This window comes from Fibrobacter sp. UWB10 (assembly GCF_900182935.1).
In the GTDB taxonomy this organism is placed as follows: Bacteria; Fibrobacterota; Fibrobacteria; order Fibrobacterales; family Fibrobacteraceae; genus Fibrobacter; species Fibrobacter succinogenes_O.
In genome coordinates this window covers 378,535-403,718 of record NZ_FXUE01000001.1, presented here as the reverse complement: position 1 = coordinate 403,718, position 25,184 = coordinate 378,535, and the positions used below count along the sequence as shown (strand labels likewise).

The window sequence follows — 25,184 nt, the reverse complement described above, 5'->3', positions numbered from 1 at the left end:
ATTAAGTTTAGAAATATTTACGGGTTTTGTGTGGAGCAAATAGTTAAATTAGGGGAATAGATAATAAACTAGAGGAAAAAACGATGAATATGAAAAAGTTTGTTGCTCGCAAGGCTTTTCTCATGATTTGCGCGGCATTTATTACGGTTATTATTGCTGGTTGTGGTGACGATTCTTCTAATTCTACGCCGACATCTACCGATGTTCCCGAACAAGGTACCCCGACTGATCCTTCGACTACGACCGATCCCGCTACTAATCCTACGACGGATCCTTCGACTGATCCGGCAACGAACCCGACTACCGACCCTTCGACCGACCCGTCCACTAATCCGACCGACCCTGTAACGAACCCGGAAACCCCGACGGATACGACTGTAACTTCGACGGATCCTGTTGTCAACCCGGACCCTGCAACAACGGTGTCTTCGTTCAACCGTGACCCGGCTGCTGCTGGCTTGGCTGTTGCTCCGGATAGCACGGGCTTCTACGATGTGGGCGATGTCTACAATGCCGTGCCGGTGACCTCTAAGTTGGTATTTGTGATGCGTCATGCCGAACGCGAAACGAGCGAAGGTCAGGAATCCCTTTTGACTGAAAAGGGTGTGCAGCAGGCTTTGAGTGTCGGTGCCAAGCTTGCCGGTGGCGATGAATCTTTCTATTACTCTTCGACTGATTTTATCCGCACCCGCACGACGGCTGAAAACATTGCCAAGGGTCGCGGTGAAACAGGCGTTGAAGTGGTTACTTGGGAAGGCATCAATGGCGGCTACTTCTTGAAGGTGCCGACAGATACGATGGATGCCTTTGTGAGAAACCGTGGCGGTTCCTGGAAGTTCATTTCTTCTTGGGCTTATGACGATCCGAATCCGTCTCGATTCACCAAGGACAAGATTCCTGAATACTTGTATGAACTGATGCCGCGTGGTGACCAGTTCGTGAACGAAGTCATCTTGGCAAATCTGCCGAACTGGAAGCGCGTGAACGTTCTTATCTCTCATGACCTTCTGATTGAACCGCTGGTTGCCTATGCTTCTAATAGAACGGTTGACCTGAAGTTCTATGAAAGTGGCAAGTGGGCAAACTACCTGTCTGGTATGGCCGTGGTCGTAGATGAAGCAAACCTCGTGACATTGCTCCCGGTTCGTGGAATCGAATTAGGTTATATGTATACCGAAAAGCATCAGGCTACGCTTGATTCTCTTGCCGCTCTGCAGAATCCGTAGATAATACAATGAAAATTGCTGTTTTAGGCTCTACGGGCCTTGTTGGCAAAAATGTCTTGAAATTACTCGTGCGCCTCCCGCAGGTCGTGCGAGTTTTTTGCCCTGTAAGGAAGATCCCTGATTTGAACGATCTTGGAATTCTTGAAGGGACATCGAAATTAGACTTTAAGCAAGTTGATTTTGAACAAGATAACGATGCTTTGCGAATGTTTTTCTATGCGGGCTTTGTCGGTTGTGATGCAGTCGTCTGTTGCTTGGGTACAACAAGGAAACAGGCGGGGAGCAAGGCCGCTCAAGAAAAAATTGACTTGAGGCTTCCGCTCAAGCTTGCTGCCATTGCCAAAAAGGCGGGGGTGAAAAACTTCTTGTGCGTGAGTGCCATGGGTGCCGACAGTCATTCGCCGTACTTCTACAATCGCCTTAAGGGGCAATTGGAAGAAGGCCTTGACATGATGGGCTTTGAAACGCTTACGCTTGTTCGCCCGTCATTGTTGCTTGGCAAACATAAGGACAAGCGCTTTGGCGAAGAATTGTTGCAAAAGACAATCGGGAGACATCCTGAATGGATTCCGGCCTACGTGCGCCCGGTTCATGCCGAAACGGTGGCCGCTCATTTGGTGACTTCAATTTTGAAACCGCCCACAGATCATGTGTGCGCTACCGATGGCGTAAAAGGCAAGCGGATTATTTACAACCGCGTGCTTGCCAAAACAAAAGTAGACGAATTGTTTTAGCGACTACTTGAACTTCCAGAACTTGTACAGGAACTTGGTTGTCTTAATGGGCGTCTTGAGGAAGGCGCTCTTTTTGTATCCACTAAGAGCGAAACCTTGCAGGACCTTGTAAAGTTCGATTTGGTCTGCGCGGTTAATCGCGAGCAGGAACCTGCGGAACTTGTATTCGAAGTCGTGCATCTTGCCGAAGTAACCGTAGCAACGGTTTTCGTACTGCTTCAAGAATTCCTTCGAGAGGTTGTTCGCCTTAAGACCTTGGTCGACGTATTCGGCGCAGAATCTGCCCGCCCTCATTGCGGCAGCAATGCCACCACCCGTGAGCGGGTTGGTGTGGTGGGCGGCATCGCCCACGAGGGCGAAACGGTCAAGCGTATAATTCTTGAGAACGCTCGAAACAGGAATGACTCCGCCGACGGTATGATTGATTTTTGCACCCGGGAAAAGCTTTTCGAGCCAATCCATGGTGACTTCGAGAATGTTCGGACGGTTCTTGTTAGTTATCAAGAAACCTGCGCCGAAGTTTGTGACGTTAGACTTCTGTTTCGGGAAACTCCAGATGTAGCCGTCGTTAATAAAGTCGTGGCCCTGCCAGAAGGTCAAGTAATCGGGCCTGGTCAAGAGACCTTGCACCTGAATGTCGACGCCTGTGCAGGTCTGCATTACTTTTTGTCCGCAGTCCAGACCGACGATACGACCGATACGGCTTTCGACTCCATCGGCGGCGATGACCATCTTTGCATAAATTTCTTGCGTGCTCGTTGTCGTAACCGACCCATTTCCGTCGCCTTTACCGAGGACAACGCGGACCATGCGTTCATCGCCTTCGACATCGCTTACGAATTCGGCGCGGGCGCATGTCTCTACTTGGACGCCATCGTCGGCGGCAAGCTTTGCTAGCCACGGGTCAAAAATTTCACGATTGAGCATGATGCCGGTGGCGGGCTTTGGAACTTCGATGTTCACGCCACCAGGGCCATAAATGTAGAGCCCGTTAATAATGCTTTCAATACAGCTGTCGTCAATCGGACCGTAAGTCTTCAAGTCGGCAAGCGTCGTGCTCGCTTCGCCACAGCGCACGGGATAACCAATCTTTTCGCGCTTTTCGAGCAACAGCACCTTGTGGCCTGCGCGAGCCAAATTGCGGGCTGCAACACAACCGCCGGGGCCGGCACCAATGACTACGACATCGTAACGGGAATCAAGCATCGTTCACCTCCACGATTTTTAATGCGCCTACGGGGCATGTTCTAGTGCAAATGCCGCACTTGATGCATTTTTCGTGATCAATCTGCAAATCAAGCCCGTACATGTCGAGCGCCATTTTAGGGCAAGTCCCTACACAGCCTGCACAGGCAAGGCATATCTTTCTATCGTGAACGAGATTCTTCATTATAGAATGAATATAGCAAATAGAATCTCTACTAGCTAAGTTCTGCCAACTAAATTAGCACTTTGGGTGTTAGTAAATATATCCGTCAACGAGACGCTTTAAGAAATCGTCGCGGACCAACGGCTTGTCGAAAAGGAAGCCCTGGGCGCTGCCGCAGTTGATTCGCTTTAGGTAATCAGCCTGTTCTTGAGTTTCTACACCTTCAGCGATTACGTCCTTGTTTAGTTCGCTGGCCATTTTGACCACGTTTCTCAGGACGATTTCGTCGTGGGAGTTTTCTTTACCGATGTTATTCAACAGCGACTTGTCAATTTTTACAACGCTGATGTTGTAATCCTTGAGCACATTCAGGGTAGAATAGCCGGTGCCAAAGTCATCGATGGCAACTCCGATGCCATTCTTGCGCATGATGTCGATGAATTTCTGCATGGCAATCGTGTCATCAAAGTCGGACACTTCGGTCAGTTCCACTTCGATGTACTTGCCTTCGATTTCGTACTTACGCAGGATTTCGAGAATGCGGTCGGCAAAGTTTTCGTTGCGCAAGTGCAGCTTCGAGAAGTTTGAAGAAATGCACACGGGCGTAATGCCTGCTTTGAGCCATTCGCTGATGTCGTTGCAGGCCGTTTCGAAAACGTAAAAGTCCAATTCGCAAATGGTGCCTTCGCGTTCTAGAACCGGAATGAAGTCCATGGGCGGAATGATGGTCTTGTGGCGGACCCAACGAGCCAAGGCTTCGGCGCCATTGATGCGGTTGTTTTCGAGGCAGACTTTGGGCTGGTAGAACACGACCAGTTCGCGGTTACGCATGGCGTTATGGAATTCAGTCGAGATTTCTCTCTGGTGAATGGACTGAATTTGCATTTCCTTGGTAAAGTATACCACGTCGCGAGTTTTGATGATTCTTGCAGCCTGCATAGCGATGGCGCAATTGTTCAGGGCGTCACCGACAATCACGTTGTCTTCGATATGGTATACGCCAATGCGTGTCTGCAGGCGAATATTCAGAGGCTTTGGTCCCTGGCTTGCAGTCAATTCGCAAACGGTAAACTTGTCGATAAATTCTTGATGGTGGCTTTTCTTGGTCAAAACAAAGAAGTTGTCGCCACCGAGTCGGGCAATCATTTCGGCATTGTCAAGGAACAGAAGAATCTGCTTGACATACATCTTAAGGGCGAGGTCACCCATATTGTTGCCCAAGGCCTTGTTGATGTACCTAAAATTCTTGAGGTTAATAAAGTGGCCGGTATAATCTTTGAGGTTGTCGCCAATAAACTGCTGCGTGAAAGCGAAAATACCTGCCTGGTTGTATGCCCCGGTCATGGGATCCGAAATGGCCGCCTTGCGGGTGTTGCCCATGAGCCGTGCCCGGCCCGAAAGAATAAAGAAGTCCCAACTGAGGAGTTGGACGACCTGTCTTTCGTCGTCGGTAAAGGCGTGTCCTTGGATGGGGTGGGCCTGGAAGGTGAAGGATCCCTGTTCGCCCGTGGTCATGGTTTCGGAAAAGTCGGGGTTGGTAGGCTTTTCCGGCAGATTTTGCTTGTCGTGGAAGGCAGTGAATTCCCCGGAAATCCCGTTAGGGGCAAATTGGCTGACCGGTGCGTAATACAAGCAGTTGATGTAGCCGATATTTGCGATTTTTGCTAGGGGAGCCAGGTTTCTTGCTAAAGTGGCGAATATTTCTTCTGTACTGAAAATAGGGCCCAGGAGTTTGGACCTAAAATCAAGATAAATACTATTGTACAGCGCAATATCCATTACTGCCTCAACATACCAAAACCGCGCCAAAACTACAAAAAAATGGCGGGGGTTTCAAGTATACCTTATGAATATACCCTATTTCGGGGGAAAATGTGCGACCTGTCACAAAAAAATCCTTTTTAAAAAGTTAGATTTAGCTAATAAAGATTATTGCTTTTTTTTTGATACCTAGGGCCAGAATCGCAAAACCCGTGGCCTGAAAATTCTATCTTTTACCCCGCATTTAAAGAGGTAATCTCCTATGAGTAATGAGGCAGAAAAGCCGAATTTCATTACGACTTCTCTTGATTTTCTAGTCAATTGGGGCCGTACCAACTCCCTGTGGCCGTTTCCTTACGGAACCGCTTGCTGTGCAATCGAATTCATGAGTACCGAAGTGGGTCGCTACGACTTGTCTCGTATCGGTTCTGAATACGTGCGTTTTACGCCGCGTCAGTCCGATGTGTTGCTGGTCGCAGGTACTATTTCTTATAAGCAGGCTCCGATTCTGAAGCGCATGTACGAACAGATGGCAGAACCCCGCTGGGTGATCGCCATGGGTGCTTGCGCTAGTTCGGGTGGTTTTTATGACTGTTACTGCACTGTGCCGGGTATCGACCATATTATCCCGGTGGACGTGTATATCGGTGGTTGCCCCAGCCGTCCGGAAGCATTCTTCGAGGCCATGTTTGACCTGCAGAAGAAGATCAAGGACGAATCTTATATGAAGCAGCGCGCCGAACGCGTGAAAGATCAGCTCGAAATGATCAAGGCAAAGACCGAACAGGCGAAGGCGGAAGCCCGCGAGTTTGCCCGTGAAAAGACTGCCGAAATCAAGGAATTTGTGGCTGAAAAAGAACAGGAACTTGTCAAAAAAGCCCAGTTCTGGAAGGAGTAATGATGGAATCCGTGATTGACGTCCTTGAATCCAAATTTGGTGGCAAGCGTGACAATAAGGCCAAATGGGATACCTGCGTGGTAATCCCGAAGGAATACCTGCACAACGCTGTCGAATTCTTGAAGAACGATCCCTCGATGCAGATGGACATGCTCCTCGATCTCGCTGGTATCGATTACCTCACTTACCCCAATTACGAAGGCCCCCGTTTCGCGGTGAGCTACGCCTTTAAGAGCATGAAGAACCCGGGTCGCCGCGTCCGTCTTAAGGTGCTAGTCAGCGAAGCCGACTTGAAGGTGCCGACCGTGACTGACCTGTATGCAAGTGCCAACTGGCTTGAACGCGAAGTTTATGACCAGTACGGTATCGTGTTCTCGGGCCACCCGGACCTGCGCCGCATTTTGAACCATGTTGAATTTGTGGGCCACCCGCTCCGTAAGGATTATCCTGCCCAGAAGCGCCAGTGGCTCTCGACGACCGATTTCTTGGTTCCGGAACTCGAAAAGCGCTTGGAATCCAAGGGCTACAAGATTGTCCAGCGTTCTAAGGAAATCATGCCTGTCGAAGAAGAATACCTTGAAGGGAGTATCAGAGAATGATCGTACTTGACCCGAATGGCGAAAAAGTAAACCTGATGGCCCTGAACGTGGGCCCGACGCATCCGGCGACCCACCACTGCGTGCGCTTGCTGGCTGCCCTCGATGGCGAAACCATCGTGGCCGGTGTCCATGAAATTGGCTTTATGCACCGTGGCTTTGAAAAGATGGTCGAACGCGGCACCTGGCAGCAGGTGATTCCTTACACCGACCGCTTGAACTACTGCTCTGCAATGATGAACAACATTGCATTCTGCCGCGCTGTGGAAAACATGTACGGTATCGAAATCCCGGAACGCACCAAGGTGCTCCGCGTGATTGTGAACGAACTCTCTCGTATCAACGACCACTTTATTTGCGTGGCTGCCGCATTCCAGGATTTGGGCGGTACGACTCCGTTCATGTACGCCTTTAACCCGCGTGAAGAAATCATGCTGATTTGGGAAAAGCTCACGGGCGCACGCCTTACGAACAGCTTTGCCCGTATCGGTGGCCTCTACCGCGACAGCTACGATGGCTTCGAAGAAGACGTCTTGGCTGCTTGCAAGTCGGTGGAAAAGGCCCTCAAGGATCTGCATGCCTGCTTGGACCGTAACCGTATCTTCCTTGACCGTACCGTGGGCGTTGGCAAGATCTCTGCCGAACGCGCTATCAGCTACGGCTGGACAGGGCCGTGTCTGCGTGCGACGGGTGTCGAAAGCGACCTCCGCAAGGATGAACCTTACTACGACTACGAAACCTACGACTGGGAAGTCGTGGTCGGCACGCAGGGCGACGCCAACGACCGTCTGCAGGTGCGTCTTGCTGAAATCGAAGAATCTGTGAAGATTGTGCGCCAGGCCCTGAAGCGCCTCGCTCCGGGCCCGGTCGACATTGTCGACCCACGCATCCGCGTGCCCGCACACAAGCTTGCCTACCAGGACATGGAAGCTCTTATCGGCCGCTTTAAGAGCGTGTACGAAGGCATCCGCGTGCCCGAAGGCGAATACTACTGCGCAAGCGAATGCGCTAACGGCGAACTCGGCTTTACCATCGTTTCTGATGGTTCTGGCCATCCGTACCGTATCAAGGTGCGTTCCCCGTCGTTTGCCCATGTGTCTGCATTTAACGAACTGGTCGAAGGCCTTACCCTTGCCGACTCTATGGCAACACTGCCTGGCCTTAACATGATTGCTGGAGAACTTGACCGATGACACAACATATTCAAGGTGCAGTTCAGTTTGTATCGAATAACCATTTGAAGTTCGACGGTCCGAGCGAAGCCATTCCCGCTCTTCCGGATCCGGGTCAGACTTTTGGCTACGTGAACAAGGCTGTTCCGCAGCCCGCTCCGAAGGAAGTGCTCGCAAAGCTCGACACTCCTGAAATCAAGGAACGTTGCGCCGACTTGCTCAGCCGTTATCCGGTGGGCCAGGGCGCTTTGCTCGAAGTCCTTTGGCTTGTGCAGGGTGTGTTCGGTTGGGTTCCGACCGAAGGTATCCGCTGGGCTGCAAACGTTTGCGGTTGCGCTCCGGCTCATGCTCTCGGCGTTGCCACTTTCTATACCATGTATAATCACGCTCCCAAGGGCAAGTTCCTGTTGCAGTTCTGCCGCAACATCAGCTGCGCTATCAAGGGTGCTCAGCCGCTTATCAAGTATGTCGAAAACAAACTCGGCGTTAAGTCTGGCGAAACGACTCCCGATGGCCTGTTTACCGTGCTCCAGGTGGAATGCCTCGGTAGCTGCGGCAATGGCCCGATGATGCTTGTGAACGATGACTTTGCGACCGACGTGGTCGATGGCGAACTCAAAATGAAGCGTGGCTCGACGCTTACGGAAGTCAGCATTGACCGCATTATTGAATGGTGCAAGGCTCATGCGAACGATGTTCCGAAGCACGATGTGCTTGGCGGAATCGTGAAGGGCCACGGCGGCCACCCCGGTGCTCCGGGCGCAACTGCCAAGCCGCAGGTTGCTGACTATGCTCCGCCTTCTCCGGTTTTGAACGTGAAGGCTGAAGCTGACGAAAATGGTGCTACCCTCACTTGGAAGGGCGCTCCCGAATTCACGAAGATTGTCGTCGAAAAGAAGGACGGCAGCAACTGGGTCGCTGTCGGTGAACCCGGCGTGAAGGACAAGGCTTTTGTGGATGCTGCCGGTAAGGTCGGCGATGTGTACCGCATGATTGCCACTTCGGGCGAACGCACTGCAAAACCTTCCAAGGAAGCGGTTACCACTCAGAAGCCCGCGACCGTAGAGGAGGCTAAGTAATTATGGCTGAAGTAGTAAAAGTTTGTACAGGAAATTTTGGCAAGGGCGCCCAGGACATTGAAGTCTACAAGAAACTGGGCGGCTACGCAAACATTTCGGAACGCTTGTTCAACATGAGCCAGTTCGAAGTGATTGACTACGTGCAACGCTCCGGTCTCCGTGGCCGTGGTGGTGCTGGCTTCCCGACCGGTATGAAGTGGAGCTTTGTTCCGCGCAATTCCGGCAAGCCTGTGTACATCGTAGTGAACGCTGACGAAGGTGAAGGCGGTACGTTTAAGGATCACTTCCTGATGATGGAAGATCCGCACCGTTTGATCGAAGGCTTGATTATTGCTGCTTGGGCTCTCGGTAGCCGCGCTGCTTACATCTACTGCCGTGGCGAATTCCTGCCCTGCATCGAAAGCCTCAATAAGGCTTTGAACCAGGCATACGCCGCCGGTTACCTCGGCGAAAACATTTGCGGAACCAAGTTCAGTTTCGATATCTTTGTTCACCGTGGCGCTGGCGCCTACATTTGCGGTGAAGAAACTGCTCTTATTAACTCGCTCGAAGGCCAGAAGGGTCAGCCCCGCTTGAAGCCGCCTTTCCCGGCGGTGAGCGGTGCATGGAAGTCTCCGACTTGCGTGAACAACGTCGAAACTATTATGGCTCTCCCGTGGATTTTCCAGCATGAACCCGAAGAATACGCCAAGATGGGGACGCCCCGTGCTGGCGGTACCAAGGTGTTCTGCATCTCGGGCGACGTGAAGAATCCGGGCGTGTACGAAGCTCCGCTTGGCACTCCGATGATGACGATGATTAACGATTATGCCGGCGGTGTCGTGGGCGGAAACCTGAAGGCTGTGCTTCCGGGTGGTTCTTCTTGCGCTCCGCTGAACGCAGGCGAATGTGCCGTAGCCACCATGGACTATGAATGCCTCGCCTCGATGAAGACTATGTTCGGTTCGGGCGCCATGATTGTGATTAACGATACGCACAACATGGCTGAACTCCTGAACGTGCTCGGCAACTTCTACAGCCACGAATCTTGCGGCCAGTGCACTCCGTGCCGCGAAGGTACGGGCCTTCTGCATCGCATTCTGAATCAGATTGTCGACGGCAAGGGTCACGATGGCGACGTGGAACTGATGCAGAGCCTTTCTGGCGGATTTGGCGGCGTGACGATTTGCCCGCTGTCTATCTCGCTCGGCGGCCCGGTGTCTAGCTACACTGCAAAGTTCAGAGCCGACTTTGATGAATTAATCGCAAAGAACCCCGACCACGCCAAGCCGCGTGTTCAGGATAACTATCGTCCTGGAATTTTCTGGTAATAATATGAGTAACTTCTACAACATGCCGAAACTCCCGACCGAGAATAGCCCGAAGGTGGAAATCTTCGTGGACGACAAGGCCGTGATGGTTCCTGGCGATACGAACCTGCTCGAAGCCCTCAAGGCTGTCGGGATTGAAACTCCTCACGTCTGTTACCACCCGTATTTGCCGGTGTCCGGTAACTGCCGCCAGTGCTTGGTGGAGCAAGAAGGCCCGCGTGGCCGTATGCTCGTGATTGCCTGCTACACGCCGGTTATGCCGGGTATGAAGATTTACACGCCGGCATCCTCTGCCCGTGTGAAGAATGCCCGCAAGGCAACGCAGGAATTCATGCTGGTGAACCACCCGCTCGATTGCCCGATTTGCGACAAGGCCGGTGAATGCACCTTGCAGGAAAACTTTATGGAAGCGGGCCAGAACGAATCCCGCATGCGCCCCGAATACGGCAAGAACTACCACGGCAATCCGGCACACCAGTTCATTGATGCCAAGGGTCAGCTCCGTGGCGGTAAGCACGTGGACCTCGGTCCCCGTGTTTTGCTCGACGAAGAACGTTGCGTGCAGTGCGACCGTTGCGTGCGCTTTATGCGTACCATTGCCGGTTCCGAACAGCTGCAGCTTGCCGGCCGCGCCGACCATACTTACATTACCACGTTCCCGGGCGAAAAGCTGGATCACGAATATGACTTGTGCGTGACTGACGTTTGCCCCGTGGGCGCTATGACCGCGAAGTACTTCCGTTTCCAGAAGCGTGTTTGGCTCTTGTCTCACACGCCGACGATTTCGATGGACGACTCCCTGGGTGCAAATATTTGGCTTGATCACGCCGACGGTCACATCTACCGCGTGATGCCCCGTTGCAACCCCGAAGTGAACCGCAGCTGGCTTTCTAACACGAGCCGCCTTGCGTTCCAGAACTTCGACAAGAATCGCCTTCCGGCTATGGGCTTCCACGTGATTCAAGAAGCTCTTGCCGAAGCAAAGAAGAGCGGGGGCAAGATCGCCCTTGTCGCTGGTGGCTCTTGCACGAACGAAGATCTCGCAGCACTCCGCATGCTCAAGGAAAGCTTGGGCGACTCCGCCGAACTTTTCGGCGGGACCTTCAAGAAGGTCGGTGCCCCCGACGGTATCGCCATGAGTGGCGACCCGCTTGCAAACCGCGCTGGTTTCAAGCTGCTCGGTATTGCCGACAATAATCTTGAAGACCTCGTGAAGCGTGCTTCCGAATTCAAGGTGCTTGTCACTGTGAATAACGATGTCTTTGGCGAAGGTGGCGCTGCTGCTTCTGCCCTCGAAAAGATTCCGACCCGCATCGCTTTCACTCCGTTCAACGATGCGACTGCAAACAAGGCTACGCTTGCCTTCGGTATCCGCCACTGGAGCGAAATTCAGGGTACCATGGTGAATAGCTTGAACATTCTGCAGAAACTCTCCGCTTGCCCGGTATGCCCCGACGAAAAACTTCGCCCGGCTTATGAAGTGCTTTCTGAACTTGCCGGAAGCAAGTTCGAAACCGCATTCGATGCCTTTAAGAAGGCGGGTGAGTACGCAAGCGTGCTTGCAGGACTTTCTTACGATACCATCAAGAATACAGGCAAGTTGCTCGAAGGAGGTAACGCCTAATGGATATCATCGAATCCAAAACCTGGGTGGAATGGGTCATTACCATCGCGAAGTTCGGCTTCTGCTTTGTGCCTGTCCTGTACATCCTGTTGTTGATTCCTATGGAACGCCGTGGTGCGGGCTTTATGCAGGACCGTCAGGGTCCGAACCGCTCTTACATTAAGGTTCCGTTCTTCGGTAAGGTTCGCCTGTTTGGCTATGTGCAGAACATGTGCGACGGTACCAAGCTTTTCTTCAAGGAAATGTTTGCGCCGAAGGGTTCCAAGAAGTTCCTTTACTATGTGGCTCCTGCCATTCCGTTTGCAATCGTGTTCCTTAGCCCTTGCGTGATTCCTTGGTTTGGCCCGATGGTCTTTGAATGGGGCGACAAGGTTGTCCGCATTGCAGGTCCGATTCTTGATTCCGAAGTGGGTATTCTGCTCCTGTTCGGTTTCAGTTCGCTTTCTGCCTACGGTGCCGTGCTTGCCGGTCTTAGCTCCCGTTCCAAGTACAGCTACCTCGGTTCTTTGCGTACGACTGCAATGACGATTAGCTACGAAGTCTGCCAGGGCCTTTCGATGATGGGGCTCTTGGTGCTCGCGGGCTCCTTCAGCCTCACCGATATCGTGAGCTGGCAGGAACACCACGTGTGGGGCATTGTCGCCCAGCCGGTGGCCTTCTTCTGCTTCTTGATTGCAACGATTGCTGAAACGGGCCGCGCTCCGTTCGACGTCGCCGAAGGTGAACCTGAACTCGTTGCCGGTTACCATACTGAATATGGTGCTATGCAGTTCGGTCTGTTCTACATGGGTGAATACTCCCACATTTGCATCAGCAGCCTTTTGGTTGCAACGCTCTTCTTGGGCGGCTACTCGGTTCCGTTTGTGACGACCGAAACCATCCAGGCTCATATGGGTGGCTCTCTTGCCATTCTCTGCTGGGTGCTTGCCTTCTTCGCTCTCGCTTTCCTCCATATGATTTACCGTTACTCCCGCAAGCTTCGTGCTTCTGCTCAGGCCAACAAGATGGAAATCCTGCAGGAATACAAGCTTTACAAGGGTGTCGCTTGGATTGCAACCCTCGTGCTGATTGGCGCCGGTGTCGCTTCCTGGTTGTTCTATAATCCGGAATACTCCATGGTGAACGGTGTTATGGTGAATAGCCTGGGTGCCGCTCTCGGTACCGCTGCAATTCACCTGCTGGTGCTCCTTGCAAAGAGCGTGTTCTTCTGCTGGGTGTGGATTTGGGTCCGCTGGACTCTGCCGCGCTTCCGCTATGACCACGTGATGCACCTTGGTTGGAAGATTATTCTGAACATCGCTATTTTGAACCTCGTTGTGACCGCTGTGGTTGCAAAGTTGATGGGAGGTAACTAATGGCCCGCGTTATTAGACAAAGACCCATGAACTGGGTAGAACGCCTCTACATTTTCGAGGCTATTCGCGGCTTGTGGACAACACTCAAGCACGCTGCCCGCGGTCTGTTCCGCTACGAAGAACTTCCGACGATTTCTTATCCGGAAGGTCAGCCTGAAGTTCGTAGAACCTACCGTGCAAAGCACCGCCTGATGCTCCGTGCTGACGGCACGCCCCGTTGCGTTGCCTGTGGCATGTGCGCTGCGGCTTGCCCTGCCCACTGTATTTTTATCGAAGCTACCGCCAGTGACGATCCGCGTATCGAAAAGAAGGTCAAGCGCTTTGATATCGACCATTTGACTTGCGTGTTCTGCGGCCTTTGTGTTGAAGCCTGCCCGGTCGATGCACTCCGTATGGATACCAAGGAAATCATCTTTGAACACCGCACCCGTGACGAATTCGTGGCAAACCTTCAGACGCTTACAAGCTGGAATCCGAAGGATTACCCCGATGACGCTCAGAGTCAAATGGCTCCGGGTGGTACCAAGAATGCCGAGGCCCGCAAGGTCTGGGGAATGGAGGTTAAAAACTGATGCTAGCCTTGATTTACTTTATCATTCTTGCCGTGATTGCTGTGGGCGCTGCCGCTTGCGTGCTCCTGTCCAAGCATCCGCTTTACGGTGGTCTTTCTCTTGTGCTTACCATGCTCTCGCTCGCTGGCATTTACGGCCTGCTGGGTAGCCCCTTCATTGGTGTGGTTCAGATCATGGTTTATGCAGGTGCCATTATGATGCTCCTCGTGTTCGTGATTTCGGTCTTGAACGCGGCAAAGGACAACAAGACTCCCATGTTCGATGGTGTGTCGTTCTTCGTGATTGTCGGCGTGCTTGCTCTCGCAGGTCTCGTCGGCTTTGCCCTGGTGCTTTCTCCCATGGGCTTCGATGCATCGACGCTTCGCGGCTCTGTCGAAATGACTTCTTCGAACTTGTTCAATACCGCTCAGACGGGCCCGGGTTACTTCGTGCTGTTCGAAGTGCTTGGCCTGTTGCTGCTTTCTTCGATGGGTGCTGCCGTGCTTATGGCTAAGAAGCGCTTGGGTACTGACGATGCTGCCGCCGAAGAAAAGGAGGAAAAGTAATGGAACTCCAGCCGATTTATGTTCAGATTCTCGCCTTGGTGCTCTTTACCCTTGGCCTTGTGACGGCTCTTGCTCGTCGCAACGTGTTCTTCGTGCTCATGGGTGTCGAACTTGCGCTGAATGCGGTGAACCTTTCTTTCGTGGGCTTTGCAAAAACGCTTCCTGCTGATTTGAGTGTGGCTGGCCAGATTGTGCCGCTGTTCTCGATTGCTGTTGCCGCTGCCGAAGCTTGCGTAGGCCTTGCACTCGTAATCCTCATTTTCCGTAACCGCGAAAGTGTCGATTCCGACAACTATTCCAATATGAAGGGGTAAGCAATGACAAATTTACCGCTTTGGTTTGTACCTCTTTTCCCGCTCCTGGGAACGATTCTCTTGGCAACGATTGCGATTGTCTCTTCGGGTAGCAAGAAGGGACCTTCCGAAGGCTTCGTGGGCGCACTCTCGGTGCTTTTCCCGGTGCTTTCGTTCGTGAGTGTTGTCCTGCTCGCTTTCGGCATGCCTGAAGAAGGTGTCCGCCAGACGCTTTGCAACTGGATCGATATCCCGTTGCTCAAGGTCGATATCGGATTCCTGTTCGATGGCCTTTCCCGCGTGATGCTCCTGTTCGTGACAGGCATTGGCTCTCTCATTGCTCTTTACTCGATTGGTTACATGCACGGTGACCGCGGCTTTACCCGCTTCTTCGCCTACATCAACCTCTTCTTGTTCAGCATGATCGTGCTCGTGCTCTCCGACAGCTTGCTCCTGACCTTCCTCGGTTGGGAAGGCGTGGGTCTCTGCTCTTACTTGCTCATTGGTTTCTGGAACCACGACTTGAACAACTGCAAGGCTGCAAACAAGGCCTTCATTGTGAACCGCGTGGGCGATATCGGATTCTTGCTCGGCATGCTTTGCTTGGCTACCTTGGGTGGCTCTGCAATCCTCAATTACGATGCATTGAACAAGTTCATTGAAATGCTGATTGCTGGTGGCCATGTGGAACTCGCTGCTCCGATTCTTATGATTGCGGGCCTCTTGTTCTTCGTGGGCTGCACCGGTAAGTCTGCTCAGATTCCGCTCCTCACCTGGCTCCCGGATGCTATGGCGGGTCCGACTCCTGTGTCTGCCCTTATCCATGCCGCTACCATGGTGACTTCGGGCGTTTACCTGCTTGCTCGCCTTAGCCGCATGTTCTCGGTGATTCCGGAAGTGCTGGTGATTATTCTGATTGTGGGTATGCTCACTGCCTTCTGGGCAGCGGTCGCAGGCCTCTTCCAGAACGACATCAAGAAGGTGCTCGCTTACTCGACTATCTCTCAGCTCGGTTACATGTTCATGGCCGCAGGCGTTTTCGCCTTCGACGCTTCGATTTTTCATGTGTTCACCCACGCCTTCTTCAAGGCCGCTCTCTTCTTGGGTGCCGGTGCCGTGATTCACGCGCTCGCTGGCGAACAGGATATGCGTCGTATGGGTGGCCTCATCAAGAAGACTCCTGTAACGGCTTGCGTTATGATTTTTGCATTCCTCGCCATTATCGGATTCCCGGGCTTTGCAGGTTTCTGGTCCAAGGACTTGATTCTGGAACGCATTTTCACGAATGCTCCGTATGGTGAATTCTTCTACGGCGTTGGCCTCTTGACGGCTGTCATTACGGCTGTTTACATGGGCCGCCTGATTATCATGACCTTCTTCGGCGAATACCGCGGTTCCAAGGAAAGTGAAGCTCACATTCATGAAGCTCCGGCCAGCATGCTTATCCCGATGGTGATTCTCGCCTTCGGTGCCGTCTTTGCCGGTTACCTGTGGGCCGACTCCTTGGGCATCAAGTTCTTCGAACAGACGCTTGCTCCGGTGGTGGGCAATGCCCAGAATTACCTGGTTGGCAATCTTGAACTTGCTCACGTGAACCCGATGGCATTTGCTTGCTTCGGTACGGCTGCCGCAGTTCTCGGTATGATTATTGCTTACGCCGTTTACGGCATGAAGCGCGTGCCGCGTATTAATGAAAAGGAAAGCAGCGTTCCCGAAGGCTTCAAGGCCAACTGGACGTTCTTCTTTGACTACATCCACGAAATTTTCATTGTCATTACGAAGGCATTCGCTTTTGTTGCCGACGTAATTATCGACAAGATTCTGCAAGCGGCCCAGTGGACCATTGGTGCCATTGTCGAAATCTTGGGTGATGGCGTGAGCGCCTTCCAGGTGCGCAAGGTGCGTGTGCAACTTACGCTTAGCTTGCTGGGTGTCGTCGCCTTAGTCGCTGTTGTTCTTTTGACTGGAGGATTGTTCTAATGCTTTTACATCTCCTCGTCTTAGCTCCTTTTGCCGCTGCCATTTTGATGATGGCAACTTCCAAGGAAGATCCTAAGTCTTCTTCTAGACTTGCCTTCTTGTTCGGTATCGCCTTTGTGGCTATGTCGATTGCCTTGATTGCCGCTGGCAACCAGGCGACCGAAGCTATCGAATGGTTCCGTATTCCGGGCGCGAAGGGTTCTGTCTACTATTATCTGTATAGCCATGGTCTTGGCGCTTGGATGGTGTTCCTTTCCACGGGACTTTCCTTGGTTGCTTTGATTACGGGTCGCAATTCCTTCGAAAAGGATTATCGCAACTTTGCAATCGCAATATTTGCCTTGATGGGTGCCATGAATGGTACCTTCCTTGCTGCAGATGCGGTGCTGTTCTTCTTCTTCTTCGAAGCAATGGTTTTCCCTGCCGCAGTGCTTATCGCTGGCTTTGGTGGTGCTGACCGCAAGAAGGCCGCCATGACGTTTGCGATTTACACCTTGGTTGGTTCTGCCCCGATGATGGTTGCCCTTTGGTACCTGATTACGAAGGCAGATAATTCCCTGGTGCTTTCTTTGGCTGTGGCGCTCCAAACTTTGGATCCGTCGGTGCAGAAGACGCTTTTGCTTTGCTTCTTGCTCGCATTCCTTGTGAAGACTCCGATTTTCCCGTTCCACGGCTGGCAGGCAATTACTTATGCTGAAGCTCCGGCTCCGCTTTCGGCTATCCTTACGGGTGCCATGAGTAAGGCTGGCGTGTTCGGATTCATTGCTTGGATTCTTCCGATTTTCCCGCTCTCGATGGAAATGGTCGATTGCATGATGTGGCTTGGCTTGTTCACGGCGATTTATGGCGCTTTGATGGCCCTCCGTGCTAACGACGGCAAGAAACTTTTGGCTTACAGCTCCATGGGTCACTTGGGCCTTGCTGTGGCAGGCGTGTTCAGCTTGTCTGAATCGATGCTCCCGGCTGTGCTCGTACTCTTGGTTGCTCACGGTCTTAGCGCTGGCGCCCAGTTCTACCTGATGGGTATTGCAGAACGCTTTGCCGGATCTCGCGACCTTGATAAGCTGGGTGGCCTTGCTGCAAAGAATCCGGTGTTCAGTTCCCTGTTTGGCTTTGTTGCAGTTCTTTCGCTCGCTGTTCCGGGTACTGCCGGATTCGTTGGCGAATTCACGGTGCTCATGTCCTTGTGGGATATGGGCCCGATTCCGGCACTTGCCGCAGGCCTTTGCCTGATTCTTTCTGCCTCTTACATGCTCCGCTTTGTACAGAAGGTTATCTTCGGTAAGCCTGCCCGTGAATACACCGATGGCAAGCGTATGACCGCTCTCGAAGGTTCTTCGATTGGCATCATGGGTGTGCTCCTGTTGGTGTTCGGTATGCATCCGGCCTTCATTACGAATGCTCTCCAGCTCTTTGACGAAAACGCTGTTCAAGAAATGAACAAGATTTCGCACCAGACTGAAGTGACTAGCGATGCAACCGTTGAAGCTTCTGCCGATACGACGGGTGAATCTGTTGTCGACGAAAACATTGCCGCCGTGGCTCAGCCCATGACCGAAGATGAATTGCGTCAGCTGGATTCCAACCTGAAGGCAAACGGCTTTACAGACGAAGAACGTGCTTCGCTGATTGCCCAGCTCAAGAACATGAGCGAATCTGAAGTTGCCGATGCGGAAAACGCATCTGAATCTAACGAGGCCACAGCAAACGAGGAGGCTTCTAAACATGAGTAATATTGTGAATCTCTTGCCGGTAATTCTGATTGCAGTCGGTGCGCTCGCATCGCTTGCTGCAGAACCGTTCATTAAAGACGAAAACAAGCACAAGATTCTTCCTTGGGTAGCAAGCTTCTTTATCGCTCTTGCTGCAGGGGCTTTTTACCTGACGACAAACGATACGTTCATGGACTTGTATGCCATGGATCCGATTCGCCGCGTGCTTGGCGTTTCGATTCTCCTGTGCACTTTCCTCGGTGTCGCGGGTCTTCAGTGGACTCTCGGTCATGAAAAGTTCAAGGGTGGCGAAGCTTACGGCCTGATGCTGCTTGCTACTTGCGGCGCGCTTTTGATGACCCAATCAATTGACTTCCTTTCCCTTTATTTGGGTATGGAACTTTCGAGCTTCCCGATTTACGCCTTGGTGGGCCTGCGTCGCAAAGACGTGAACGCAAGCGAAGGTGCTTTCAAGTATTTCGTTTCGGGTGCCGTCTTTAGCGTTATCTTCCTTTATGGTGTCGCGCTCATTTACGGTGCTACCGGTTCTACCCATATCTTTGCTTCTGTGATTGCTGGCCGTGGCTTGCTTTACGGCTTGGGCGTTTTGCTCGCTCTCTTTGCCTTGCTCTTCAAGGCTGGTGCTGCTCCGGTGCACTTCTGGGTGGCTGACGTCTATACGGGTGCTTCTGTCGCAGTGACCGGCTTTATGGCCGCTGTTGTCAAGGTCGGTGCCCTTGCTGCTCTCGGTACCCTTTGGCTGGGTTCGCTCGTTACCCGCATCGGTTCCGCTCCGGCTTGGAACTTGGCCGAACAGGTGACGATTCCTAGCGAAAACAAGAGCCTTTTCTACGTGATTATCGTGGTGTCTATCCTTTCGATGGTGTTCGGCGCTTTCGGTGGTCTCGCTCAAAAGTCCATCCGTCGCATTATGGCATACTCTGCCGTGATGAACGCAGGCTTCATTGTGATTGGCCTGTTGCTTCCGAACTATGCGGCAGAAGGTACGGTGCAGATGGGGGCCATGTACTACTTCTTGATTACTTACGCCATTGGTAGCGCAGGTGCCCTCGCTGGTATCGCTTACCTCGCTGGCAAAGACGACAAGAACGAGACTCTCGAAGATATCCAGGGTCGCGGTCGCAAGCGCCCGTATGTGGCTGTTGCTACGACGGTTTGCTTGGCTAGCCTCGCCGGTATGCCGCCTGTGGCAGGCTTCCTTGCCAAGTTCACGCTGTTTACCGACGCTTTGGCCGGTGGACTTGGCGTGGTTGCGGCAATTGCCTTTGCCCTTTCGCTCGTGGCTGCGGTGTTTTACTTGCGCATTGCCTTTGTGCTCTTCATGCCGCTCAAGGCTGAATGCCAGTGCAAGTGCTGCTGCGGCAAGAATACGGCTTTTGCTTACTTGCTTCGCTTTGCGGTGACGCTTGCAGCAATCGCTCTGATTGTTGTCGGCCTCTTCCCGAAGTTTGCACTGATTGTGTAAGGCTTTAGGTTACAGGTATTTGATTTTAGGGGAATGTCGCAAGACATTCCTTTTTTTTAAATTTGCGAAGGAATAAAAAAGGAACAAATTATGGATAAGATTTATCGTTCGGGCATCGGTTTTGATGTTCACAAGTTGGTGGAAGGCCGCAAGTGCATTATTGGCGGGGTAGACATCCCGTACGAAAAGGGACTGCTCGGTCACAGTGATGCTGATGTGCTTTTGCACGCTATTAGCGATGCATTGCTTGGGGCTGCTGGCCTCGGCGATATCGGCACGTACTTCCCGGATACGGACCCGGCTTTCAAGGGAGCCGACAGTCTGGAACTTCTGCGCAAGGTGGGCGAAGAAGTCCGTAAAGCCGGTTACGAGATTATCAACATCGACAGCATCGTGATGTGCGAGCGCCCGAAGGTGAATCCGCACAAGGACGCCATGAAGGCAAACATTGCCCGCGTGCTTGGTCTCGATATCAAGCAGATTGGCATTAAGGGTACGACGACCGAAAAACTCGGTTTCACGGGTCGTGGTGAAGGCATTGCTAGCCAAGCGGTTGCCATGGTTCGTAGCCTGTAAGTGTTTGTAATATCGAAAGAAGAAAATTTTTACAGCGCCTTTACGGCGCTTTTTCTATATTTTACGTAGTCTTTACAACAAACAATTCACCGCCATGAGCCCGAACTAGCTGAAAGGCAGCGACGATGATCCGGTAGTGGCGTTCCGTAGGAATGTCCTATGACACTTATGATTCTTAAAATGATCGGTTGCCTTGCGCTCCTCATGTTCGGCATGAAGACGATGAGTGAAGGCTTGCAGAAACTCACCGGCGGTCACCTCCGCGCAGTCCTTGGCACTATGACCAAGCACCGTATCGGAGGCCTTCTCACGGGTACATTTGTGACGGCCTCGGTGCAGTCTTCTACCGCAACCACCGTCCTTACCGTAAGCTTCGTTAACGCTGGCCTGCTCACATTGAGTCAGGCCATTCCTGTTATCATGGGCGCAAACATCGGTACAACGGCCACGGCCTGGATCATGTCCATATTCGGCTTCCAGTTCAATATGAGCTCGGTGGTGTGGCCCTTCTTCGCCCTCGGCATCATCCTTTCTTACACCAAGAAGAATTCGACCAAGAGTATCGGCGAATTCGTGTTCGGTTTCGCGTTTATGTTCCTCGGTCTTACCACGCTGCGTGAAAATGCGGTGGCCATGGACTTGGCACATAACCAGACGGTCATCAACTTCTTTGCGACGACCGGCGGTTGGGGAATCTTCAGCACGCTCTTGTTCTTGTTGCTGGGTAGCGTCCTTACGATGTGCGTGCAGTCGTCTGCGGCCATCATGGCAATCACGCTCTTGCTCTGCAGTAGCGGAGTTCTTCCGATTTACCAGGGCATTGCGCTCGTGATGGGTGAAAACATTGGAACGACAGTCACTTCGAACCTGGCTGCCCTTTCGGCAAGTACGCAGGCAAGGCGCGCCGCCTTGGCCCACATGCTGTTCAACGTGTTCGGCGTGGTGTGGATTCTGATTGTATTCCGCCCGTTCGTGAACATGGTGTGTAGCATCGTAGGGTTCGATCCGACCTTCGTGCCGCATACCGAAGAAGAAATTGCGCAGGCAGGCGTGCGTGTGACTTATGCGCTTTCGGCCTTCCATACGGCATTCAACCTCTGCAACGTGCTGATCCTCATCTGGTTCATCAAGCCGATGGAAAAAATCATCTGCAAGATTATCCGCGAGAAGGAAGACGGCGAGGATTTCAAGGTCAAGTTTATCAGCGCAGGTCTCATGAGTACCGCAGAACTTTCGCTCTTCGAAGCCCGCAAGGAAATTAACTTGTTTGCAACCCGCACGCAGAAGATGTTCCGCATGGTGCCTGAGCTGCTCGAAATGAAGGACGAAAACGATTTCGTGAAGCTCTTTGCCCGCATCGAGAAGTACGAAGGCATTAGCGACAACATGGAAATCGAAATTGCCAAGTACCTGAACCAGGTCTCTGAAGGTCGCCTGAGTCCCGAAAGTAAGACGAACATCCAGTCGATGCTCCGCGAAATTTCTGAAATTGAAAGTATCGGCGACTCCTGCTACAATATGGCGCGTGCCATTAACCGCAAGTTTAGGAGCACCGACGACTTTACCGAAGAGCAGTACAACCGCATCAAGCACATGATGCAGCTTTGCGACAAGGCGCTCACGAACATGATCGATGTCATTAGCGATGCTGTGACTGCCGACGCAAACCGTACGCTGAATATGGAGAATGAGATCAACGATTACCGCAAGCTCCTCAAGGAGAAAAATATTGCCGATATCGAATCGCAGAAGTACAGCTACCAGATGGGTGTGCACTACATGGATGTGGTGAACGATTGCGAAAAACTCGGCGACTATGTGGTGAACGTGGTCGAGGCTCACACAAACAAGAAATTCTCGACCTAAGAGAATTCGCCTATAAACTTCGTCATACTGCATCACGCGAGCTCTCGCTGTATGTTTTATACAGCTTCGGCTCGCGTTCTTTGTTACTGAGACTCCGCGCTTTTAGCGCGGGAAATGGGCTTTGCCCATTGTTCGTCGAAGGATGTCGTAATCATATCTTGTCGGAAACTTGTTTCCGTTTCAAGATATAGATTAGGACCTTGCTCGTTTCTAGATGAATTTTGATAATAAGGGTTGCAATTCTGCGTTACACATTATTTTTATATTTGCGTCAAAAATAAGAAGGACTATATGAAAAAGTTTATAGCGTTGGTTTTTGCCTTATTCTTTGCTACTGCGGCTGTCGCGGAATCGTTTGTGGCTTCGGAAAAGATTACGCAACAGGTTCTGGCTGGCAGCCTTACCCAGACTGTGGCTGCGGGCGATGAGATTGCGCCGATCAGAATTTTATATGAAAATATAGAAGAAACGAAACACCAATCTGGTAACATTTCTGAACTTGGCTTGGCTGAAAAATGGACGGGGCCGGTTTGTGAAATTTTTGGGAAGATTAGCAGAAATGTCGCTGCCCAAACGGTAGATGCGTATATTTTAGTTCAAGATGATGAAGGCAAGTTCGCGAAGACGGAAATTACATTTGAGGTGGAAGAACAAAAATTTAAGTTTGCTTGGAATGAGGCTGGCGGTGAAATGAACCAAAGTGTCAAGGCGGGCGAAACTATGGTGCCGATCGTTTTCGATTATGAGGCAATTTCTGTATGGGGCGTGAGTGGACTGCCTTCCGGCCTTAAAGGCGATATTGATGAAGATGAGCATGCAATAATCATTGCTGGCACGGTGGGTGAAACTGTTGTGTCTGGTGATTATGATTATAAGGTAACTGTTAAAGACAAAAATTCGAAAGAACATTCGTTGTCAGGGACAATCTCTGTGGAAGGTCTCCCGAATGTTGCATCGATAAGTATTGTTGAAAATGAAAAGCAGAAGGTTACTGCAGGTGATTCGATAAAGCCGATTGTGTTCAAGTTCGCAAATGTGAATGTCACTGAGAACATGGACAATTTTAAATTTGAACAAACTTTGCCCGGCTCGCTTAGAATAAGTGTCGAGAACGATGTTTTGACTATAAATGGAATTGTCGCGGAAAATGCGAAGGATGGTACTTATTCAATAAAAGTTATCGCAAAGGGCGAAAAAAACAATGATACGGCTTTTGCAAGTGTTGAAGTGGCTCATAAGCCTGTAGTTGTTTCATCGTCTAGCGTTGTGGCATCTTCAAGCTCCGAGGCGTCTTCTAGCTCTGCTGTGTCTAGCAGCTCCGCTGAGTCGTCTTCGAGCGAAGTAACTACGAAGATTGTGGCTGAGGCAATGAATGATGTGAAGTTTGGCTATGTGAATAATATGCTGACTGTCGCGATGCCTGCATCTTCAATGGTGCGCGTGCAAGTGTTCGACTTGACTGGCCATTTGGTTGAATCTTTTGTAGAACCTGTTATGGGCACCAAAAGCTTTAGCCTCGCTCATTTGAACAGGGGCAATTTCCTTGTGCGCGTCGAAAGCGATAGCCAAATGCGTATGGCTAGAATTGCTGTGAAGTAAGGCGAAGGCCTATATAACTTCGCGAAATTGTGTTTTTGCAAAAAAAGACTCCGCTGATTTGCGGAGTTTTTTATATAGAATCTTTTTGGATTTACTTAGCCTCTAAAAAATCTAGGGCCTCGCCGGCGAGTTCCACGCAGCGGTTGCAGGGGATGATCTTGTTCGGGCGTATTTCACTGCATTTGGTGAAATTCTGCGCACCACGTTTGAAAAAGTCCTCAATGGCTTCGGCATGGTCCGGCTGCATCATTTTGGCTGCATAGAGTGCACCGCAGGAACCGTTCGGGGCCTTTCCGCCACCGAAATTACGGAACATCTCGGCAGAGGCAACTGCATCGACTTCGGACTTGCCTGTTGCACGTGCGTAACCGTACGCTACAGCCATCGCGCAATTTCCGCGATGCTCCGCATGGAACTGTTTCGAAATTTCTGCAATAGACATAAGATGTTCCCTTGATAAAGACTTTTAAATGCAATATACAAAACTTAAAATCAAAGCGTGCAATCAGTAGGTTGCAAAATCAGAAATTACGCAGGTATAAAAAAAGCGAGCCATGTAGCTCGCGTAATTTGTAAATGTTGGAATTAGGTTAGAATCCCAAGGACATTTCGCCGCCAACAGTACCCTTAAGCGGAGACCAAACCGGCTTGATCTGAAGAACGGCGGCTTGAGGCTTGTACATGTTGTAACGGTTAAGCATTTCTTTGTATCGTTCGGCTTTGCGCAGCTTAGAACCGCCGACGATTCTCACGATAAGACCCGTCGAGAATACGGTTACACCACCAAGAGTAAGCAGGTAACCTGCAACAAATGTCCCAGCGTCGTCATCGCAAGTTTCTTCATAGGAATAGCCGTTGTAATGTTCTTCGCATTCCAACCCATCTGCGCCAGCAACCATAAGGGCGATACCGACTGCAGTGCCGATTGCGCCACCAATCATCAAACCGCTACCGGTGCTGCGTTTGGATTCACCACTCTTAGTGAAACGATCGATTTTATCCTGGTAGTAGAACGTGCTGTCGAAAGCGTAATAAGCTGCAGGTCTAGCCTGTGTACCGTAAGAAGCGGCACTTTGCTGCTGAACCGGCTTTTCGAACGGAGAGCTGTTCCACGAAGATCCGTCTGTGTTCTGCTGAGGCTGCTGAACTGCAACGGGTGCCGGAGCAGGAGCGGGCTGCTCTTCCTTCGGCTTGACGATGCCGATGGTTTGACCCTGCTCGTTCACGAAAAAGGTTGTGTCCATCTCCTGGGCATGAGCCAAGAGAGCCCCAAAAACGACAAGAAAGTAAATAATATGTTTCATAATACTAAAGATAACTTATTTTGTGCAAATGAAGAATCCCTAGAGTGAAAAAAGTTTTGCTAAATGTATGACATCCCTTTTAAATCACACTTTTTTGCACGAAAACCCGAAATATACTCCATTTAAA

General features: G+C 51.4%; 22 protein-coding genes and 1 pseudogene. 18 read left to right on the top strand and 5 right to left on the bottom strand.

What is annotated here, in order from left to right; genetic code table 11:
* Positions 1–83 precede the first annotated feature (83 nt).
* Both QOL41_RS01715 and QOL41_RS01710 read left to right on the top strand, forming a co-directional pair.
* Positions 84–1,226, top strand: a complete 1,143-nt coding sequence (locus QOL41_RS01715; protein ID WP_283428387.1) for a histidine phosphatase family protein — start codon at positions 84–86, stop codon at positions 1,224–1,226.
* 8 nt (positions 1,227–1,234) lie between these two features.
* Entirely contained in the window at positions 1,235–1,960 is a 726-nt protein-coding gene (locus tag QOL41_RS01710; RefSeq protein WP_283428386.1) for an NAD(P)H-binding protein, read from the top strand.
* A gap of 3 nt (positions 1,961–1,963) precedes the next feature.
* Here QOL41_RS01710 and QOL41_RS01705 read toward each other — a convergent pair whose 3' ends face one another.
* From QOL41_RS01705 to QOL41_RS01695, 3 genes are all read right to left on the bottom strand, one after another.
* The gene (locus tag QOL41_RS01705) at positions 1,964–3,166 is read right to left on the bottom strand and encodes an NAD(P)/FAD-dependent oxidoreductase (protein WP_283428385.1); all 1,203 of its coding nucleotides are present in this window, start codon (positions 3,164–3,166) and stop codon (positions 1,964–1,966) included.
* Positions 3,159–3,350 carry a 4Fe-4S binding protein gene (locus tag QOL41_RS01700; protein ID WP_173653030.1) on the bottom strand — a complete coding sequence of 64 codons (192 nt, stop codon included), beginning with the start codon at positions 3,348–3,350 and terminating at the stop codon, positions 3,159–3,161. Before QOL41_RS01700 ends, QOL41_RS01705 begins: the two co-directional genes overlap by 8 nt.
* A gap of 69 nt (positions 3,351–3,419) precedes the next feature.
* Positions 3,420–5,108, bottom strand: a complete 1,689-nt coding sequence (locus QOL41_RS01695; RefSeq protein WP_283428384.1) for a putative bifunctional diguanylate cyclase/phosphodiesterase — start codon at positions 5,106–5,108, stop codon at positions 3,420–3,422.
* Between the two features lie 244 nt (positions 5,109–5,352).
* Between QOL41_RS01695 and QOL41_RS01690 the strand changes: the two are divergent.
* The 16 genes and pseudogenes from QOL41_RS01690 to QOL41_RS01615 all read left to right on the top strand — a co-directional run.
* Positions 5,353–5,853: pseudogene (locus QOL41_RS01690) on the top strand (NADH-quinone oxidoreductase subunit B); the annotation flags it as partial.
* 134 nt (positions 5,854–5,987) lie between these two features.
* A complete protein-coding gene (locus QOL41_RS01685; protein ID WP_283428383.1) occupies positions 5,988–6,587 on the top strand; it encodes an NADH-quinone oxidoreductase subunit C in 600 nt (199 codons plus the stop codon).
* Positions 6,584–7,777 carry an NADH-quinone oxidoreductase subunit D gene (locus QOL41_RS01680; RefSeq protein ID WP_163437073.1) on the top strand — a complete coding sequence of 398 codons (1,194 nt, stop codon included), beginning with the start codon at positions 6,584–6,586 and terminating at the stop codon, positions 7,775–7,777. The genes QOL41_RS01685 and QOL41_RS01680 overlap by 4 nt, the downstream gene beginning before the upstream one ends.
* Positions 7,774–8,835: an NADH-quinone oxidoreductase subunit NuoE family protein gene (locus tag QOL41_RS01675; protein WP_283428382.1), complete on the top strand. Its 1,062-nt coding sequence runs from the start codon at positions 7,774–7,776 to the stop codon at positions 8,833–8,835. The genes QOL41_RS01680 and QOL41_RS01675 overlap by 4 nt, the downstream gene beginning before the upstream one ends.
* 2 nt (positions 8,836–8,837) lie before the next feature.
* Complete coding sequence (gene nuoF / locus QOL41_RS01670; RefSeq protein WP_283428381.1) at positions 8,838–10,145, top strand: NADH-quinone oxidoreductase subunit NuoF; 1,308 nt, start codon at positions 8,838–8,840, stop codon at positions 10,143–10,145.
* A 4-nt stretch (positions 10,146–10,149) separates the two neighbouring features.
* On the top strand, positions 10,150–11,769 hold the full coding sequence (locus QOL41_RS01665) for an NADH-quinone oxidoreductase subunit G (protein WP_283428380.1): 1,620 nt from the start codon (positions 10,150–10,152) through the stop codon (positions 11,767–11,769).
* Positions 11,769–13,124 (top strand): complex I subunit 1/NuoH family protein, encoded by a 1,356-nt coding sequence (locus QOL41_RS01660; protein ID WP_173653025.1) that lies wholly within the window; start codon positions 11,769–11,771, stop codon positions 13,122–13,124. Before QOL41_RS01665 ends, QOL41_RS01660 begins: the two co-directional genes overlap by 1 nt.
* Positions 13,124–13,696 carry a NuoI/complex I 23 kDa subunit family protein gene (locus QOL41_RS01655; protein ID WP_283428379.1) on the top strand — a complete coding sequence of 191 codons (573 nt, stop codon included), beginning with the start codon at positions 13,124–13,126 and terminating at the stop codon, positions 13,694–13,696. The genes QOL41_RS01660 and QOL41_RS01655 overlap by 1 nt, the downstream gene beginning before the upstream one ends.
* On the top strand, positions 13,696–14,241 hold the full coding sequence (locus tag QOL41_RS01650; RefSeq protein WP_283428378.1) for an NADH-quinone oxidoreductase subunit J family protein: 546 nt from the start codon (positions 13,696–13,698) through the stop codon (positions 14,239–14,241). Before QOL41_RS01655 ends, QOL41_RS01650 begins: the two co-directional genes overlap by 1 nt.
* A complete protein-coding gene (gene nuoK, locus QOL41_RS01645; protein WP_283428377.1) occupies positions 14,241–14,555 on the top strand; it encodes an NADH-quinone oxidoreductase subunit NuoK in 315 nt (104 codons plus the stop codon). Before QOL41_RS01650 ends, nuoK begins: the two co-directional genes overlap by 1 nt.
* A gap of 3 nt (positions 14,556–14,558) precedes the next feature.
* On the top strand, positions 14,559–16,514 hold the full coding sequence (nuoL, locus tag QOL41_RS01640; RefSeq protein WP_173653022.1) for an NADH-quinone oxidoreductase subunit L: 1,956 nt from the start codon (positions 14,559–14,561) through the stop codon (positions 16,512–16,514).
* Positions 16,514–18,247 (top strand): complex I subunit 4 family protein, encoded by a 1,734-nt coding sequence (locus QOL41_RS01635; RefSeq protein WP_173653021.1) that lies wholly within the window; start codon positions 16,514–16,516, stop codon positions 18,245–18,247. Before nuoL ends, QOL41_RS01635 begins: the two co-directional genes overlap by 1 nt.
* A complete protein-coding gene (locus QOL41_RS01630; protein WP_283428376.1) occupies positions 18,240–19,712 on the top strand; it encodes an NADH-quinone oxidoreductase subunit N in 1,473 nt (490 codons plus the stop codon). Before QOL41_RS01635 ends, QOL41_RS01630 begins: the two co-directional genes overlap by 8 nt.
* A 90-nt stretch (positions 19,713–19,802) precedes the next feature.
* Positions 19,803–20,288 carry a 2-C-methyl-D-erythritol 2,4-cyclodiphosphate synthase gene (ispF, locus tag QOL41_RS01625; protein WP_072800440.1) on the top strand — a complete coding sequence of 162 codons (486 nt, stop codon included), beginning with the start codon at positions 19,803–19,805 and terminating at the stop codon, positions 20,286–20,288.
* Positions 20,289–20,447: 159 nt separating this feature from the next.
* Entirely contained in the window at positions 20,448–22,154 is a 1,707-nt protein-coding gene (locus QOL41_RS01620; RefSeq protein ID WP_283428375.1) for a Na/Pi cotransporter family protein, read from the top strand.
* Positions 22,155–22,445: 291 nt separating this feature from the next.
* On the top strand, positions 22,446–23,753 hold the full coding sequence (locus QOL41_RS01615) for a T9SS type A sorting domain-containing protein (protein ID WP_283428374.1): 1,308 nt from the start codon (positions 22,446–22,448) through the stop codon (positions 23,751–23,753).
* 91 nt (positions 23,754–23,844) lie between these two features.
* On the opposite strand, the gene QOL41_RS01610 is transcribed toward QOL41_RS01615, so the two are convergent.
* Both QOL41_RS01610 and QOL41_RS01605 read right to left on the bottom strand, forming a co-directional pair.
* Positions 23,845–24,195, bottom strand: a complete 351-nt coding sequence (locus QOL41_RS01610; RefSeq protein WP_173653016.1) for a hypothetical protein — start codon at positions 24,193–24,195, stop codon at positions 23,845–23,847.
* Between the two features lie 148 nt (positions 24,196–24,343).
* Positions 24,344–25,057, bottom strand: coding sequence for a hypothetical protein (locus QOL41_RS01605; RefSeq protein ID WP_283428373.1), 714 nt, complete (start codon positions 25,055–25,057; stop codon positions 24,344–24,346).
* Between the last annotated feature and the right edge of the window lie 127 nt (positions 25,058–25,184).

What these genes read in the sequence shown, in the direction of transcription:
- QOL41_RS01715 (WP_283428387.1), top strand. Translation starts at nt 84, where the DNA reads ATGAATATGAAAAAGTTTGTTGCTCGCAAGGCTTTTCTCATGATTTGC.
- QOL41_RS01710 (WP_283428386.1), top strand. Translation starts at nt 1,235, where the DNA reads ATGAAAATTGCTGTTTTAGGCTCTACGGGCCTTGTTGGCAAAAATGTC.
- QOL41_RS01705 (WP_283428385.1), bottom strand. Translation starts at nt 3,166, where the DNA reads ATGCTTGATTCCCGTTACGATGTCGTAGTCATTGGTGCCGGCCCCGGC.
- QOL41_RS01700 (WP_173653030.1), bottom strand. Translation starts at nt 3,350, where the DNA reads ATGAAGAATCTCGTTCACGATAGAAAGATATGCCTTGCCTGTGCAGGC.
- QOL41_RS01695 (WP_283428384.1), bottom strand. Translation starts at nt 5,108, where the DNA reads ATGGATATTGCGCTGTACAATAGTATTTATCTTGATTTTAGGTCCAAA.
- QOL41_RS01685 (WP_283428383.1), top strand. Translation starts at nt 5,988, where the DNA reads ATGATGGAATCCGTGATTGACGTCCTTGAATCCAAATTTGGTGGCAAG.
- QOL41_RS01680 (WP_163437073.1), top strand. Translation starts at nt 6,584, where the DNA reads ATGATCGTACTTGACCCGAATGGCGAAAAAGTAAACCTGATGGCCCTG.
- QOL41_RS01675 (WP_283428382.1), top strand. Translation starts at nt 7,774, where the DNA reads ATGACACAACATATTCAAGGTGCAGTTCAGTTTGTATCGAATAACCAT.
- nuoF (WP_283428381.1), top strand. Translation starts at nt 8,838, where the DNA reads ATGGCTGAAGTAGTAAAAGTTTGTACAGGAAATTTTGGCAAGGGCGCC.
- QOL41_RS01665 (WP_283428380.1), top strand. Translation starts at nt 10,150, where the DNA reads ATGAGTAACTTCTACAACATGCCGAAACTCCCGACCGAGAATAGCCCG.
- QOL41_RS01660 (WP_173653025.1), top strand. Translation starts at nt 11,769, where the DNA reads ATGGATATCATCGAATCCAAAACCTGGGTGGAATGGGTCATTACCATC.
- QOL41_RS01655 (WP_283428379.1), top strand. Translation starts at nt 13,124, where the DNA reads ATGGCCCGCGTTATTAGACAAAGACCCATGAACTGGGTAGAACGCCTC.
- QOL41_RS01650 (WP_283428378.1), top strand. Translation starts at nt 13,696, where the DNA reads ATGCTAGCCTTGATTTACTTTATCATTCTTGCCGTGATTGCTGTGGGC.
- nuoK (WP_283428377.1), top strand. Translation starts at nt 14,241, where the DNA reads ATGGAACTCCAGCCGATTTATGTTCAGATTCTCGCCTTGGTGCTCTTT.
- nuoL (WP_173653022.1), top strand. Translation starts at nt 14,559, where the DNA reads ATGACAAATTTACCGCTTTGGTTTGTACCTCTTTTCCCGCTCCTGGGA.
- QOL41_RS01635 (WP_173653021.1), top strand. Translation starts at nt 16,514, where the DNA reads ATGCTTTTACATCTCCTCGTCTTAGCTCCTTTTGCCGCTGCCATTTTG.
- QOL41_RS01630 (WP_283428376.1), top strand. Translation starts at nt 18,240, where the DNA reads ATGAGTAATATTGTGAATCTCTTGCCGGTAATTCTGATTGCAGTCGGT.
- ispF (WP_072800440.1), top strand. Translation starts at nt 19,803, where the DNA reads ATGGATAAGATTTATCGTTCGGGCATCGGTTTTGATGTTCACAAGTTG.
- QOL41_RS01620 (WP_283428375.1), top strand. Translation starts at nt 20,448, where the DNA reads ATGACACTTATGATTCTTAAAATGATCGGTTGCCTTGCGCTCCTCATG.
- QOL41_RS01615 (WP_283428374.1), top strand. Translation starts at nt 22,446, where the DNA reads ATGAAAAAGTTTATAGCGTTGGTTTTTGCCTTATTCTTTGCTACTGCG.
- QOL41_RS01610 (WP_173653016.1), bottom strand. Translation starts at nt 24,195, where the DNA reads ATGTCTATTGCAGAAATTTCGAAACAGTTCCATGCGGAGCATCGCGGA.
- QOL41_RS01605 (WP_283428373.1), bottom strand. Translation starts at nt 25,057, where the DNA reads ATGAAACATATTATTTACTTTCTTGTCGTTTTTGGGGCTCTCTTGGCT.